The organism is Paraburkholderia sp. CNPSo 3076 (assembly GCF_026343935.1).
Classification (GTDB): Bacteria; Pseudomonadota; Gammaproteobacteria; order Burkholderiales; family Burkholderiaceae; genus Paraburkholderia; species Paraburkholderia nodosa.
In genome coordinates this window covers 15,214-29,161 of sequence record NZ_JAPMAL010000043.1, presented here as the reverse complement: position 1 = coordinate 29,161, position 13,948 = coordinate 15,214, and the positions used below count along the sequence as shown (strand labels likewise).

The window sequence follows — 13,948 nt, the reverse complement described above, 5'->3', positions numbered from 1 at the left end:
GGCCGCAGGCGGACTCGGGGACAGTCCATCTGTCAGCCGCCCAACTGTCTGGCGCCGCCTTCGCGATGCAGGCGCGTATCGTTGGGCATGGACTTGACGATGTCGGCAGGATTCGCCGGAAGCCACGTGAGTTGGTCGATGACCACATCGGGCGACGCCGTCGCGATGGCATCCTTCACGGACTCCGCATGAAAGGCGTCCGCCAGGGTCACGCGGGCGCCAAGCTCGCGAAGCCTGTCGGCACCCGCGCCGGCGCGAGTCATACCCGTTACCTCATGACCCTGCGCGCAGAGCACGCGCACCAGCGGCAGTCCAACGGCGCCGGTGGCGCCTGCAACGAAAATCTTCACGATTCCTCCTAAGACTGCGTGGCGACGCAGTGCAGCGGTGATTTAACGATATGGCTCAGCGCAACGTGACGCGCCAGCCGGTGAACGGCATTGTGTCCGTTCACTGGTCGTTAAAAAAGTACCAAAAACCGGAAGAAATGGTGTACCAGCTGGCCCACGACCTGCCGGCGCTTTCGCATCAGCTCAACTTGCGGATCAGCTGTTGCAAGCGATCGCAGGCCGCTGGAATCTGTTGTTCGATCGCCGGCGCAACGCCAAGCAGCAGCCCCGAGCGCTGCGTGGACTCGGAGCAGTACCAGACCGATAGCGGCGCGGGCGCGATCCCGTAGGCATAGGACTCCCGTGCGATCCGCTTGTCGTCGGCGCCATCGGCGAGCCGAACCACCACTGCCAGACCAGCCGGATAGGCGTCGAATCCCCTGGACTCAAGCGCGGTCATCAGTGCCTGGCTGCGGCCCGCGTAGATGCGTTTCATGCGACGCAAGTGCCGCATGTAATGCCCGTCACGCATGAACTCGGCCATTGCCATCTGTACTGCCGGCCCCGGTGCGGAAGACAGGCACGCTGCCGCTTCATCGAAGCGGGGTACCAGGGCGGGGGGCACCACTACAAATCCCAGTCGCAGCGTCGGGCTGATGGTCTTGCTGAACGTCCCGATGTGAATGACACGCCCCGCTCGATCCTGCGACGCCAGCGCTGGCGCCGCGCGGCGTTTCAGCTGCAGCTCGCCCAGATAGTCGTCTTCGATAATCCATGCCTGCGCCCGGGCCGCCCACTCCAGCAGTTGCCGCCGGCGCGCGAGCGACAAGGTCGGACCCAACGGCGCCTGTTGTCCCGCGGTGACCAGCGCCAACGCGGCATCCGGTGCATGCGTTTCGCCGTAGCCGACGTCAATGCCTTCTTCGTCGACGGGAATCGGAACCGTCGTGATCTGGCCAATTTCCAGGGCCTTGCGACTCAGCAAATATCCGGGATTCTCGACCCATGCCTTGCGGCCTTGGGCCTGAAGCACGAGTAGCGCGATACCGAGCGCCCCCGAGAATCCTGCCGTGATGTAGATCTGCGAGGGCTGGCACTCAATGCCGCGTGACAAGGCCAAATGCGCGGCGATTTCCCGGCGGAATTCATGTTCGCCGCGCGGGTCCGGGTAGGATGCGGGCGCTTCGACTTCATCGCGTGCCGCCCGGGCGCGCAGACGTGCAAACAACGTGTTTGGAAAACAGTCCGATGCCGGCACGCCCATCTGGAACACCGCAGGGCCGGGCAGGAAGTGCTGGTACAGCGCCGACTGCAAATCCGTCTCTATCGATCGCGCCCGTTCCGCGATGGGGCTCACGGTGGGTGTGTGCTCGGAGACCCTCGTCCCGCCCGCGCGCGACGAGACAATCAACTGCGCATCGGTCAGCCGCTCATAGGCGGTCTTGACGGTGCCGCGCGCCACACCAAGCTGCGCGGCAAGATCCACCCACGACGGCAGCCTGGCGCCTGGGGCCAGTACACCACTCTCGATGACGCCAGTAATCGCCAGGCGTATCTGTTCCGCAAGTGCTGTCCTGGAACCACGGTCGAGCTTCAGATCCAGAATATTTGTCATGGTGGGTGGTGCATCAAGTTTTCGCGTTCTTGGTTCTTTTTCGTGGACCATAGCCGATGCATGATTCTAGCCACCAAGGAGCTGATCATGAAAATTTCACGAACCTTACTTTCTGTTGTTGCCGCTGGCAGCCTGGCCATGTCCGGGGTTGCCGCGGCGCACGGCGCCGCTGACCATGGCACTGGCGATATCGTCAAGCCGAACTTCTCGCACACAATTCCGAACATTCCGGGCAAATCGGTGATCGCCGTGGAAGTCACTTACCCGCCCGGGGGCGCTTCGTTGCCTCACACCCACGCGAAGTCGGCGTTCATCTATGCGTACGTGGTCTCAGGCAGCGTCGCCAGCAAGGTGAACGACGAGCCGGAACGCGTCTACAAGGCCGGGGAGGCGTTCTTCGAGGAGCCCGGCTCGCGCCACCCGGTCAGCCGCAATGCGAGCAAGACCAAGCCGGCAAAACTGCTGGCCGTGTTTGTCGTCGATTCGAACGACACAGCACTGACAACCAACGACGAGTAAGGAGCTTGAAAATGAGATTGGACTACGCCAAGGCATCGCCGGGCGGCGTGAAGGCATTTGGGGGGGTATATGGCTATGTCAGGCAGTCGGGCCTGGAAGACGTCCTCGTCGAACTGGTCTATCTGCGCGTCAGCCAGATCAACGGGTGCGCCTTTTGCCTCGACATGCATACCCGCGACCTGATCAAGAAGGGCGTCACGCCCGCGAAACTGGCGCTTGTGCAAGCCTGGCATGAAGCGGGTGCGTTGTTCAGCGATCGCGAGCGCGCCGCTCTGGCGTGGGCGGAGTCGGTCACCCGCGTGGCCGACACCCACGTACCCGACGAGGACTTCCAGCTTGCCGCGACGACGTTCAGCGAGAAGGAGCTAGCGGACCTTACGATGGCCATCAGCCTGATGAATGCCTACAACCGGCTTGCCATCAGCTTCCGCCGGCCCCCCGACTCCGCCATGGCTGCGGAACGCTGAAGCGGTCAAAAGAACGCGCCTGTCCGGCGCGCTTTTCCTAAACTTGTTGCTGCGGCCGGCCTTAGCGTGCCATTAGCAGCAGCGCCGCATGGGTCATGCATGCCCACCGTCCCATCGTCGACGTCCCAGCTCTTCATCATTTCCGCGATTAACTTGGGTACTTGGTCGCGATCGCGGTGCATGGCCGTGCTGACGCGAATTGCCGACGACTCCCCATCTGAGCGAAAACCCCGTGAAAAAGCCGTACAACCGGGCCCTGAGTTCCGGGTTTGGTTAAGGTCTGGATTCGCGCTCGGCGAGCATATCGATCGGTCTGTCGCCTCGGGCAAAACGATAGACCGTAGCAGCTCAAGGTGTCCGCGGTTCGTGGGTAAGATCAGTTAGCGCCTGAAGTACGTTCGAGAATGGCCACCCACGGTGGCATGGCTACGGCGATCTTGCCGGAAAAGCGCCTCCCCGTTGCTAACAGTTAGCAGCCATATAGCTGCGCTTTTCGACGAAACTGCACTTATGCTAATCAGGCAACGCCGGGTGACCCATTTAGTCAGCAGTACCCTTCAATGATCTCGAACAATCGTTGGCACGATTTGGCAAGGTGTTGTTCGGGCGCGGTCGCAACCCCGAGCAAAAGGCCTGGCACCGTCCACGATGGATTTGCGAACCACGCGGACAAAGGTGATGGCGCGATGCCTGCAGTCATTGCCTCGTGAACGATTTGCACATCGGGGGCGCCCTCTGGGAGGCGAAGAAGCACGGCGAGGCCAGCACTTACCCATTGCGCGTTTCGGCTACACAACTCCGCTATCAGCGCGTCGCGCTGCGAGGAATATAGACGCTTGAGCCGACGCACACGCCGAATATAGTGGCCCTGCCGCATAAACTCAGCCGTGGCGACTTAAATGACCGGTGACGGCGCGGGGACGAGTGTCGCGGCGATCTCCGCAAACGCGTTGGCGAGTTCGGCAGGGACAACAACGAAGCCAAGCCGCAAAGCAGGGCTAACAGTTTTGCTGAAGGAGCCGATGTGGATGACGTTCTTACCTTCGCCAAGAGATGTCCGGTCGAGCTGTATCTGCAAGTCTGAAGCCATAGTCTTGGTACACACGAAAATCACAATCTTGGTACTGTTTTATGCACCGTGAATAGTACAGAATCTGCCCTACCAACAGTGCTACGAACGCGAAGTCAATACGGAATGTGGCTCTTGCAGCATGCACCCGATTTTCTCTGCGTATTCGGTCGAAGCTGCGAGCGAGCTGCAAATGCGGGGCGTCTTCATGCCGTGCTGGAGCCGCAAGGGCGCAGAGTGTTGCACAGATGGATACAGCCTGCACAAAGCCTTCGTTAACTAGGCATTTAAGACGCACTCCGATCTCGGTGCCCGGTGTTTCACGCGCCCGATTTCGTCTGCTGGTCAAGCAACCGCGCGACCAAAGCTGCTGCAAAATCTGCTGGAGAAAATTGTATGAATATTCTGCATATCGACTGCAGCCCTAGACTGGGATCGCATAGCCGAAAACTTTCGGCGGGAATCGTCGAAAAGATTCAAACGCTCTTGCCGGGCGTGGAGGTTCGCCGCCGGGACCTTGGGCTGGAGCCGATACCTCATCTCGGAGCCGCCTACGCCGACGTACTCTCGACGCCTGCGACGTTGGCTGCTGCTGGAAGGACCGCTGGCGCTGTACTTTTCGCGGAGGAACTCATTCAGGAGGTCGAGGATTCCGATGTGATCGTCATCGGTACTCCGATGAATAACCTGACGGTTCCGTCCGTCCTGAAAGCGTGGATCGATCAGCTTATCCGCGTCGGACGCACGATGCAGTCGACGCCCGCTGGCAAGGTTGGAATGCTTCGGGACCGTCCGGTATTCGTCGGCATTGCCTCCGGCGGCGTGTTTACTGGCGAACGCGCCAACCAGCCGGATTTCCTCACGCCTTATCTTTCTGCCGTACTGGCTTGCATTGGCTTCACCACCATCCACTATGTGCCGCTGCAGGCAACCGCATTTCTCGATGAGGATCAATCCGCGCAACTTCGTGCTTCGCTGATAGCCACGATTGAGCCGCTTTTGACAAGTCTCGCGTGCGGCCACGTTTGAGCGTGCGGATATCTCATGCCAAATCTGCCGACGCCTTCGCAAGTCTCCGTTGTGGAGAAACTGTCGTCGACGACGATTAGCGTCCGCTGGAGTGATCCCTGCATGGGACGTTACGAGAGCCAGATCGGAGTTTCTTCGGCACTAGCGGCATTGACGAAGGGCGGTCTCAACGCCGCAACGAAGTCGCTCGCCATTGAGTATGCAAGCAAGCGAATTCGGGTGAACGCGGTGGCTCCGGGTTTGATCAGGTCGACTATGCACAGGCCAGAAGTCCATGACGATCTCGCCGCGTTGGGTCCACTCGGATTCATGGGCGAGGTGGGCGATATCGCGGACGCGATTGCCTTTCTTGATTCAGCGTCGTTCGTCACGGGCGAGGTACTGCATGTCGACGGCGGGATGAGTGCTGGCCGATAGATTCGGTCCTGCAGATGGCGAGGAATGAGCATCCATTCTCGTCGAGATTTTCGGGCGCTGAAAATTGTGAGTTTTTGCCGTCACCTGATTTCCCCATGCTGAGGCCTTACGGAATTCTATGTCTTACGTCGACTGGTTGAGTCACCTGCTGCAATTGATCACCGTCACTGGTCGGCCGGAAGTACGCTGCGCCTACGGCGCACCGTGGCGCGTCGTGTGGGATCAGGCGGCAACCCATGAAATCCCCTACCACGTCGTCCTTAAGGGCAAGGCGATTATCGAGGATCCAGAGACGGGAATGGCAAAGGAGCTTGTCGCTGGCGATATCGTCTTATTGCCCCACGGCTCAGCGCACGTCCTGCACGACGGCAGTGGAATTCAGCCCGGACCCACTCGCGAGCGCCAAGACCTCGCCGGGTGGACGTTTAGCGAGAATGATGGCGCTGGCGAACATCTCGATATGTTATGTGGCCGCTTTTTTATTGCGCCGCCGCATGACCGACTGATTCGCAATTACCTTCCGACAAATCTGGTGGTGCGGACTACTAGTATCGACGATGAGTCGGATTTTGAGTCCGTCTCGAATCCTCTCGCCAATTTTGTGAGGCTCATGCGTGATGAGTCTACGGGAGAAAAAGTGGGCGGCTACGCCGTCCTTAATTCGCTCAGTTCGGCGCTGTTCACCATCGTGCTGCGCGAGGCAAGTAAATCCGAACAGGCCCCAACAGGCTTGTTGGCGCTGGCTGGCCACCCACGGTTGGCGCCCGCGATTTCGGCGATGTTCTCCGATCCCGCGCGCGCCTGGAACCTGCCCGAGCTGGCCGCCTTGTGCAATATGTCCCGCGCCACGTTCATGCGGCATTTCCAGGAAACGCTCGGATGCTCAGCGGTTGATTTGCTAACCGACATCCGCATGAGCCACGCTGCGAACGAGTTGAAGAAGCCGACGATGACCACAGAGGCCGTAGCCGAATCAGTTGGCTACCAATCTGTATCTTCATTCCGGCGTTTGTTCACAGAGAGGATGGGCATGACACCAGGTGAATGGCGTCGTCTCGCACGTCAGGGGCGATAGACCCTGAAATTTGTCGTTCCCGGTTCTAACCAACATCGGACACGATCCGGCGAGGTCGACGCGGAGCGGCCGCTCTTCGTCCGTGCGTCCTTCGATGCAATCTGGACAAGGGACTTCAATCGCGCCGGCGCGATGAACGCTACGGCGTCGCAGGATCGAGCGAACCGATGAGCCCTTGTGGAGTTTGATCCTTTTGGACACTTTATTGAGCATTTTCGCTCTCGAAATAGCCCTCGTGGGGCCTTAAAGTTGAAACAACTCACCACTTGACGGCAAACACGCAGTTGAGACTGCGACGTCACGGTGAAAGCGGCGACGGTGATCCGCAATCTGCACAAGAAAGTGAATTTTTGCCGCGCGATCTCGTAAGAGGCGCTTCTGTACCCAGCAGGTCCCTCCACCCAAAGGAATCATCATGAACAGCGAAACCACCCTGAACAGCGGAACGACCATGACCAACGCAGTCATCGACTGCATCGTCAGCCGTAGCGCCACGAAGTATTACGACCCGTCGGCGACGTTGAGCGACGACCAGATCCGCGAGCTGGTGCGGATCTCCACCAGCGCACCGACGTCCTTTCATCTGCAGAACTGGCGCTTCATTGCGGTGCGCACGCCCGCAGCGAAGGCCAAGCTCTTTCCGCTTGCCTGGAGCCAGCCGGCTGTCGCTGACGCGTCAGTCACCTTCATCATCTGCGGACAGCTGGTCGACACCAGCGTGATTCCGGATCGCCTGGCTCCGCTGGTCGAAGCAGGCGTGATGCCGGCGACGATGGTGTCGGAGTGGGAGGCCCCGGCCCGCGAACTGTACATGGAATATCCGCAGCGTCGTCGCGACGAAGCCGTACGCACGGCAACGTTCGGCGCGTCGGCAATGATCTACGCCGCCCGCTCGCTGGGTATGGGGTCCACGCCGATGATCGGCTTCGACGCTGAGGCGGTTCACCGCGAATTCGGCTTGGCCGATGACGAAGTGCCCGCGCTTCTGCTCGCTGTCGGTGCCGAGCGTCAAGGCAACTGGGCGCAAAAGCCGCGCCGTCCCGTGGACGAAGTTCTCGACCTCGTCTAAGCGGGTTGCTGGAGTGTTCACTACGTACAAGGACCAGCCAGCCGCGAAAAGGGTAGTCGTAGGCAAGATGACGCTCAACTGAAGTCCTGAACGGCTTCGACCCGCTCCCGGGCACGAAGCAATCCCAGAGAAGGGTTCAAGAATGAACCTTTCTTGATAAGTAGTGCGAATTAATTAGAGATCCTATCATGACCCGTACCACCATTCTTACGCCGGAACAAGTACCCGCCGAATCGAAGGCAACGCTCGATGGCTTCGCCAAGAACATCGGCTTCACGCCGAACATGATGGCTGCGTTCGCGCAAAGCCCGATCGCGTTCAACGCCTGGGCGTACCTGCTCGGCTCCCTGAGCAAGGCGCTCGATGTGAAGACGCGCGACAGCATCGGCCTGGCTGTCTCCGAAGTGAACGGTTGCAACTACTGCCTGACGGTTCACAGCTTCACGGCAGAGCATCTTGCGAAACTGCCGGCGGAAGAAATCATCCTCGCGCGCAAAGGCCACGCTGCCGATCCGAAGCGCGACGCGGCTGTCCAGTTCGCGCGCAAAGTCATCGAAACCCGTGGGAAGGTGGGCGACGCCGACTTGAACGCGGTTCGCGAAGCGGGCTACACGGATGCAAACGTGATGGAAATCGTCGCACTAGTGGCCATGTATTCCCTGACGAATTTCTTCAATAACGTGTTCGATCCGGACATGGATTTCCCCGCTGTCACGCCGGCCGGTTCGATCTGAGCTCGAGACTCCGACGCCCATGACGTTGGTAACCCCGAGAGCGATGTTCTTGGGGGCACCATTCGCGGGGACGGTCAGCCAGTTTCGTTAAATGGCTGGCCGTCCCCGATCAAGGAAAAAGATGACCCTTCAGCATCCAGTCTTCACGCGTTGGCCAGCGCAACACCCCAACCGGCTCCAGCTATTTTCATTGCCGACTCCCAACGGCGTGAAGGTCAGCATCATGCTGGAGGAAACGGGCCTGTCGTACGAGGCTCACCGCGTCGACATCATGGCGAATGAAAACCAGGAACCTGCTTTCGTTTCTCTCAACCCGAACGGCAAGATTCCGGCGATCTTCGATCCAAACGGTCCCGGGAACCGCCCGATCGCATTGTTCGAATCAGGTGCGATCCTGCTCTATCTTGCCGACAAGACGGGGCAGCTCTTGTCCACGGACCCAGCGCTTCGCTTTGAGACGATCCAGTGGCTGATGTGGCAGATGGGTGGTGTCGGTCCCATGTTTGGACAGGTCGGATTTTTCAACAAATTCGCTGGGAAAGCCTACGAAGACAAGCGCCCGCGCGACCGCTATGCGTCGGAAGCCGCGCGTTTGCTCGGCGTGCTCGACACTCGGCTTGCCGGACGCAACTGGGTGATGGGCGATGACTACAGTATTGCCGACATTTCTCTGCTCGGGTGGGTTCGTAACTTGATTGGCTTTTACGAGGCGCGCGACCTTGTCGGCTTCGATCGCTTCACTCATGTCCAGCGTTGGTTCGATCGCGGTCTCGCACGCCCTGCTGTGCAGCGCGGCCTCGAGATGCCATCAGCCTGAATCAGGCCGGGCAGTTAGCCGCATAGCCTCGCTGACACGCAGAAGGAAAAGACCATGAAGATACGGAACATCATCATTGCCAGCTTCGTTGCACTAGCTGCGATGGCCGCCGACTCCGCGGAAGCTCACGACGGTGACGGACAAACCGTCACGAAGAATTTCGACGCAGCGATTCCCAACGTCCCCGGCAAATCGCTGATTGCACTGGAAGTTACATACGCGCCCGGCGCGGCGTCTATTCCTCACACCCACGCGAAATCCGCATTCATTTACGCGTACGTGATCGAGGGCGCTGTCGAGTCCAAGGTGAATGACGACCCAACCCGCATTTATCGAGCGGGTGAGAGTTGGTCAGAACCGCCCGGTGCTATCCATTCGATCAGCCGAAACGCGAGCAAAAGCCAATCCGCGAAATTGCTCGCCGTGTTCGTCCTCGACACGGACGACAAAACGCTCACCACGCCGCTCAGATAGCGCAAAGATTTTCGATAAACAACGAACCCTGCGAGACACAGGAGAGTTTTTCTTGAATGCGCAGGACGTCCTTTCAGAGGAGTGAATCCATGATTGAAATCACCGCAGACGCCGAAGCGATCATAAAAGGGGCAATACTGTCGTTCGTCGCGACGGTCAATGAGGATGGGACGCCGAATCTTTCGCCAAAGGCCTCCTTAACGGTCAGGAGTGGCAAGCTCTACTTCGCCGATATCGCATCGCCCGGGACGTTGAAAAATTTGAATGCCAACGCCGCCGTCGAGATCAACGTAGTCGACGTATTCCTGAGGCGTGGTTACCGGTTCAGAGGAAAGGCGTTTATTCTGCCGCCTGACGGTGAAGAATATTCAACGATTGCCGACTGGGTCCGTATAAGCAACGGGCCTGAATATCCAGTCGAACACGTCGTCAGGATTGATGTTAGCTCGATGTCTTCATTGCTCTCTCCTGCGCACATCTTTGCCGAGCCGCCTCGCAGTCAAGATGAGATACAGAGTACGTACCGTCGGAAGTACGGTATGCGCTTAACCGGGGAATAGACTTTAAATGTCTACCTGCGGTTCGATCGAATCACGCCTTCGCGAACGGAGGAAAGAAATTGCCCGTGAGACTGAAGTTAATTGTGGTTGATCGCATTGCTTGATGCTGTGGTTTGGTCACAGTTGCGCTTCATCGCTTTACTGCCATAGGACTTCGGGAGAACTCTATGCAATCAGTTGAGATCAAAGCCATCGAAAATAGCGATTTCGATATGTGGCTGCCACTTTGGGAAGGCTATCAGCAGTTTTACAAGGTTGATATCCCGCATGCTGTGACGCGCAACACCTGGGAGCGCTTCCTCGACCCCGACGAACCGATGTACGCGGTGCTCGCCATGACATGCGGTCACCCTTGCGGCTTCGCGCACACGGTCTACCAAAGGTCGACCTGGACATCTGCCGACTACTGCTATCTGCAGGACCTGTTTGTTGGACCTGACGCACGTGGGCGTGGCATTGGTCGCGCACTGATCGAACATGTGTACGCGGCGGCGAAACGTCGAAAAGCTCCTCGGGTGCACTGGCTGACCCACGAAACGAACTATCCAGGCAGGCTCCTCTACGACGCCGTGGGAGAGCGCTCTGGCTTTATACAGTACCGGAAGGTGTTCAAGTGAAACTCACTTGTCCAGCCTTTGCCTGGAGACTAGCGAGGCGTCGCGAGCTGGATGGAAATAAGGGGTGGCGTCGGGTCGGATCTCCAGTGTGTCTAACATTTCCGGGACTATTTCGGTCGAAGTTAGTCCCGGAGCCGCTATCGGAAAAGTAAAGCTGTGAATCGGTAAAAAACCCTTCAACATACTGAATCTGGAAATCAAAATGAGCATTCGTACAAATCAGTTTCGCTTTCAAATCGCAGAACGGAGCGTTGGATCTCGAACTGGTCTTTTGTTGCTGAGGTGGGCGCTTGTCATAATCTTTCTGTGGTTCGGAGCAATGAAATTCACCCACTATGAAGCGACTGGAATATCGCCGTTTATCGTGAATAGTCCTATCATGGGCTGGTTGAATTCTGCGTTCGGTGTTCAAGGGGCAAGTGATGTGATTGGTTTGCTAGAGCTGTCGACCGCGGTCGCTCTAATTATCGGATCGATTCAGCCCTTTTTCTCTGCGTTGGGCGCTGCGATGTCGGCCGCTACCTATCTGATCACGCTTACCTTCATGTTGAGCACCCCTGGCGTCGCCGAAGCGACTGCGGGTGGCTTTCCTGCGATTTCGGCGTTTCCCGGCCAGTTCCTGCTTAAGGACCTCGTCCTGCTGGCTGCATCGTTGACGCTCTTGCTAGGGTCGCTCCGGACTTCGCAGGGCGACGCACGGCGGTGAGTTGATGGAAAGTTAAATATCCGGATAAGCTGAGGAGGTGAAGAATGGAAAGCAAAACCGCACGAAGCGCTGAGATAGGCGACAGAATTTCTGACAAATCCTCGCATCCGGATGAGCGTACTCTCCGCGACTGGTTGGGCCCGGAGGCGTTCGAACATTGGGGCGAGCTGCGAAGCTGGATCGACGAGTTTTACCCCAATGTTTTCACGCCGGATTGGATATATGGCGGCAAGAAGCGTGGTTGGGCACTGCGCTACAAGGAGAACAGGGCGTTTTGCAGTCTGTTTCCGGCATACAGGCTGTTGTCCGTATTGGTCGTCTTAGGCCGGACCGAACGAGAGAAGTTTGAAGAAAGGCGTTACTTCTGGAGTCCGCCGCTGGTCAAACAGTACGACGAATCCCGGACTTATCATGACGGGAAATGGATGACAATCCCAATCCTGTCGGTGGATGACCGAGTTGAGGTGACGGATCTCATGAGGATGAAACGCCCCACGCTTACACCTTTTCGCGGGTTGTAGCCCGGTATCACATGGGCGGTGGCTGCATTGTTGCGCACCGCCTGTTTGCGCTTTCGCTGCGCACCTCATATAAATTTCTGCGGGCCATCCGTGGCTGACCGGCACGCAAAGGTCACGCGGATACCTGCGTAAAAATCACCACGGTGCACGTAAATCTGGGCTCCGGCTGAGTTGGGCCAAACCGTCGCGAGCGTTTTCTCCCGTCGTCGATTATGAAAGGCGATACGCCAGAACTTGAGATACCTACAATGCCCCAGAAGCTTGTTTCCAACCCCGGAGCCAACAGCCAAACTCGCATATGCAGCTTCCCATGCGGAGAGGTTCTCGTCGATATTCGCTATGGGGATGGTGTCACCAGACTGAGTGACCTTGACGACATCCAGACGCGTGGTGAAATCAGAATCGTGGTTCTTGATTCCATTGAGCGCGTCGACGAGCGACTGCGCGCACAGATTGGAAAACTCAATGATGGAGATGCACTTATCGTATTCGTGGCCAACGAAGAGATGAGTTCGGCAGCTGCCAATGCGCTAAAAATCAGTGCTCGTGGGTAAGGGGTGGGGCGCCTTAGGCTTTGATAGCCGGATTGAGTTGCAAAGACCCGGATGTAGCGGCGCTGTGGAACGGGGTGTCAGCACTCTGATGTTTTCCACAGCGACTCCGTACCATGCGAGCGCTATTTGCCGCGAGCGGCGCGGGGGCCGCACGAAATAAGGCGCTGAGCCACTGCGGCAAGCGCAGGCCGGAGGAGGCGCAGCTGGTGTGCGCCTTTGGCCAGCAGGTGAGAATGTGAACAGGCGCTAGTGTCTCGCCGCCCGCATCCGCGTCGTCGTCGCGTCGAGCGCGAGTATCAAATCACTCACGAGGGCCACGGAAACATCCACGGGACACGCGTGGGTAGATTCTCCTTCAGCGAGCGATGCCTCGGCGATCCGGTTCGCGTAGTACCGCAGGTCGCCGGGCAGCCCTAGTTCGGCGAGTGTCGTAGGAAGCCCGACCTGTTCGCAGAACCGGATCATCTCCTCGATTTCCTGGATCGGGCGATTTTCTAGCATGAGCAGGCATAGCGTCCCGAACGCGACGTTCTCGCCGTGCAGCATGCCGTGGGTTTCGCTTAGGGCAGTCAGTCCACCATGCATGCCGTGTGCTGCGGAGCATCCGCAGTTCTCGAAGCCGATACTGCTGAGCAGCGTATTAGCTTCGATGAGGTTTTCGACTGCCGTGGTACAGAGACCGGCTTCGACCGCCTGCTTTGCCTTCAGACCGTCTCGCATCAGCACATCGTGGCAGGCTCGCGCAATGGCAATACCAGCAGCTGTCGGAGGGACCCCTCCCGCGACGTAGTTGTTCGTTCGCGACTCCAGGTTCGAACGTGCCTCGAACCAAGTCGATAGCGCATCGCCGATTCCTGCGACGAGAAAGCGTACTGGCGCACTCGCCACAATGCTGGTGTCCGCTACGACCAGATCGGGATTGCGAGGCAGCCGGGCGGACCCCTCGTATACGCCCTCAGACGTATAGCGGACGGCGACAGCGCTACACGGTGCGTCCGTTGACGCAATCGTCGAAACGATGACGGTCCGCGCGTTGGCTTCGAATGCCGCAATCTTGACGGTGTCTGCTGCCTTTCCCCCGCCGACGCCCACGAGAATCTGGCTCTCCTTGCCTCTGGCGATTGCGGCCACGCGCGCGATTTCAGCCAGCGTACATTCGCCGCCGAACTTCTCCAGATGTACCGACAGCTTGGCACCTTCGAGATCGCGCTGTAGTGGACTGCTGAAGCGGTCGAACAGAAACGGATCGATCAGAACGAGCACGTTGCGGCCCAACGGTGCAACGTGCTGTGAAAGGCGCGAGATCTCACCCGCGCGCTGGATATATTTTCCGGGCCCGGCATATGCACTGGACATGCTGGGTGTCTCCTTTGTAT

17 protein-coding genes and 1 pseudogene are annotated in these 13,948 nt (G+C 58.5%); 14 read left to right on the top strand and 4 right to left on the bottom strand.

The features are described from left to right. Window positions 1–32 precede the first annotated feature (32 nt). Window positions 33–350, bottom strand: coding sequence for an NAD(P)H-binding protein (locus M3A49_RS35930; RefSeq protein WP_266233125.1), 318 nt, complete (start codon window positions 348–350; stop codon window positions 33–35). 178 nt (window positions 351–528) lie between these two features. Beyond that, window positions 529–1,944 (bottom strand): PLP-dependent aminotransferase family protein, encoded by a 1,416-nt coding sequence (locus tag M3A49_RS35925; RefSeq protein ID WP_266233124.1) that lies wholly within the window; start codon window positions 1,942–1,944, stop codon window positions 529–531. Between the two features lie 87 nt (window positions 1,945–2,031). Here M3A49_RS35925 and M3A49_RS35920 point away from each other — a divergent pair, with 87 nt between their 5' ends. Both M3A49_RS35920 and M3A49_RS35915 read left to right on the top strand, forming a co-directional pair. Beyond that, the gene (locus M3A49_RS35920; RefSeq protein ID WP_266233123.1) at window positions 2,032–2,463 is read left to right on the top strand and encodes a cupin domain-containing protein; all 432 of its coding nucleotides are present in this window, start codon (window positions 2,032–2,034) and stop codon (window positions 2,461–2,463) included. A gap of 5 nt (window positions 2,464–2,468) precedes the next feature. Further along, on the top strand, window positions 2,469–2,930 hold the full coding sequence (locus M3A49_RS35915; RefSeq protein ID WP_266233122.1) for a carboxymuconolactone decarboxylase family protein: 462 nt from the start codon (window positions 2,469–2,471) through the stop codon (window positions 2,928–2,930). A 544-nt stretch (window positions 2,931–3,474) separates the two neighbouring features. On the opposite strand, the pseudogene M3A49_RS35910 reads toward M3A49_RS35915, so the two are convergent. Further along, a pseudogene (locus tag M3A49_RS35910) lies at window positions 3,475–3,984 on the bottom strand (aminotransferase class I/II-fold pyridoxal phosphate-dependent enzyme); the annotation flags it as partial. A 411-nt stretch (window positions 3,985–4,395) separates the two neighbouring features. Between M3A49_RS35910 and M3A49_RS35905 the strand changes: the two are divergent. From M3A49_RS35905 to M3A49_RS35850, 12 genes are all read left to right on the top strand, one after another. After that, window positions 4,396–5,028, top strand: a complete 633-nt coding sequence (locus M3A49_RS35905; protein ID WP_266233121.1) for an FMN-dependent NADH-azoreductase — start codon at window positions 4,396–4,398, stop codon at window positions 5,026–5,028. A 15-nt stretch (window positions 5,029–5,043) separates the two neighbouring features. Further along, the gene (locus tag M3A49_RS35900; protein WP_266233120.1) at window positions 5,044–5,445 is read left to right on the top strand and encodes an SDR family oxidoreductase; all 402 of its coding nucleotides are present in this window, start codon (window positions 5,044–5,046) and stop codon (window positions 5,443–5,445) included. A gap of 118 nt (window positions 5,446–5,563) precedes the next feature. Then, window positions 5,564–6,520, top strand: a complete 957-nt coding sequence (locus M3A49_RS35895; RefSeq protein ID WP_266233119.1) for an AraC family transcriptional regulator — start codon at window positions 5,564–5,566, stop codon at window positions 6,518–6,520. A 451-nt stretch (window positions 6,521–6,971) separates the two neighbouring features. Next, window positions 6,972–7,589: a nitroreductase family protein gene (locus tag M3A49_RS35890; RefSeq protein ID WP_266233142.1), complete on the top strand. Its 618-nt coding sequence runs from the start codon at window positions 6,972–6,974 to the stop codon at window positions 7,587–7,589. A gap of 188 nt (window positions 7,590–7,777) precedes the next feature. Next, on the top strand, window positions 7,778–8,323 hold the full coding sequence (locus tag M3A49_RS35885; RefSeq protein WP_266233118.1) for a carboxymuconolactone decarboxylase family protein: 546 nt from the start codon (window positions 7,778–7,780) through the stop codon (window positions 8,321–8,323). Between the two features lie 121 nt (window positions 8,324–8,444). Further along, window positions 8,445–9,140 carry a glutathione binding-like protein gene (locus tag M3A49_RS35880; protein WP_266233117.1) on the top strand — a complete coding sequence of 232 codons (696 nt, stop codon included), beginning with the start codon at window positions 8,445–8,447 and terminating at the stop codon, window positions 9,138–9,140. Window positions 9,141–9,194: 54 nt separating this feature from the next. Next, window positions 9,195–9,614: a cupin domain-containing protein gene (locus M3A49_RS35875; protein WP_266233116.1), complete on the top strand. Its 420-nt coding sequence runs from the start codon at window positions 9,195–9,197 to the stop codon at window positions 9,612–9,614. Between the two features lie 89 nt (window positions 9,615–9,703). After that, window positions 9,704–10,174: a pyridoxamine 5'-phosphate oxidase family protein gene (locus M3A49_RS35870; protein WP_266233115.1), complete on the top strand. Its 471-nt coding sequence runs from the start codon at window positions 9,704–9,706 to the stop codon at window positions 10,172–10,174. 167 nt (window positions 10,175–10,341) lie between these two features. Further along, window positions 10,342–10,791: a GNAT family N-acetyltransferase gene (locus M3A49_RS35865; RefSeq protein ID WP_266233114.1), complete on the top strand. Its 450-nt coding sequence runs from the start codon at window positions 10,342–10,344 to the stop codon at window positions 10,789–10,791. A gap of 202 nt (window positions 10,792–10,993) precedes the next feature. Further along, window positions 10,994–11,497: a YkgB family protein gene (locus tag M3A49_RS35860; protein WP_266233113.1), complete on the top strand. Its 504-nt coding sequence runs from the start codon at window positions 10,994–10,996 to the stop codon at window positions 11,495–11,497. A gap of 44 nt (window positions 11,498–11,541) precedes the next feature. Next, complete coding sequence (locus tag M3A49_RS35855) at window positions 11,542–12,018, top strand: DUF3788 domain-containing protein (RefSeq protein ID WP_266233112.1); 477 nt, start codon at window positions 11,542–11,544, stop codon at window positions 12,016–12,018. Between the two features lie 248 nt (window positions 12,019–12,266). After that, window positions 12,267–12,572 (top strand): hypothetical protein, encoded by a 306-nt coding sequence (locus tag M3A49_RS35850; protein ID WP_266233111.1) that lies wholly within the window; start codon window positions 12,267–12,269, stop codon window positions 12,570–12,572. Between the two features lie 246 nt (window positions 12,573–12,818). Here the strand turns inward: M3A49_RS35850 and M3A49_RS35845 are convergent, their stop codons facing one another. Then, on the bottom strand, window positions 12,819–13,928 hold the full coding sequence (locus M3A49_RS35845; protein WP_266233110.1) for a glycerol dehydrogenase: 1,110 nt from the start codon (window positions 13,926–13,928) through the stop codon (window positions 12,819–12,821). Between the last annotated feature and the right edge of the window lie 20 nt (window positions 13,929–13,948).